At 38.8% G+C, this 670-nt stretch carries 1 protein-coding gene; it reads left to right on the forward strand.

Annotated elements, in window-relative coordinates; genetic code table 11:
- Positions 1-89 precede the first annotated feature (89 nt).
- A partial coding sequence (locus ACF8D3_RS15295) for a thioredoxin family protein (RefSeq protein ID WP_392472238.1) occupies positions 90-670 on the forward strand: 581 nt, incomplete at its 3' end.

The following is a 670-nucleotide window of genomic DNA, read 5'->3' on the forward strand; positions in this document are numbered from 1 at the left end:
TACTGTTTTACCTATTTAATGCTTTTGCGTACTATAGCCTCATTGAATGAATTTAACTGATTTTAAAGTCTTAGCATTTGGAGAAATACATGTTAGATCAAAATATTAAAACTCAATTAAAAGCTTACTTAGAACGTTTAGAAAGTCCAATCGAGTTGGTTGCTGCTTTAGATGACTCGGATAAAGCAGAAAAAATCAAAGAGCTGGTAACTGAGATTGCTGAACTTTCTGATCAAGTTACGGCGCGTTTTGACGGTTCAAACGCTCGCCGTCCTAGTTTTGGTGTGGCTAAAGCAGGTGAACAGCCTCGTGTGTTCTTTGCTGGCTTACCAATGGGACATGAGTTTACCTCTTTGATCTTGGCATTATTACAAGTGTCTGGTTATGCCCCAAAAGTCTCTGATGAAGTTTTAGCTCAAATCAAAGGCTTAAATTTAACTGCAAACTTTGATGTCTTTGTATCGTTAAGCTGTCATAACTGTCCAGATGTGGTGCAAGCTTTAAACCTGATTGCGATTAATAATCCAAATACTACGGCAACCATGATTGATGGTGCTTTCTTCCAAGACGAAGTTGAAGAACGCAAAATCTTGGCAGTGCCAATGGTATTCCAAGACAATCAGCATATCGGTCAAGGTCGTATGACCTTGGAAGAAATCGTTGCCAAGTT

The sequence above is a fragment of the Acinetobacter sp. YQ_14 genome, assembly GCF_043102985.1.
Lineage (GTDB): Bacteria > Pseudomonadota > Gammaproteobacteria > Pseudomonadales > Moraxellaceae > Acinetobacter > Acinetobacter venetianus.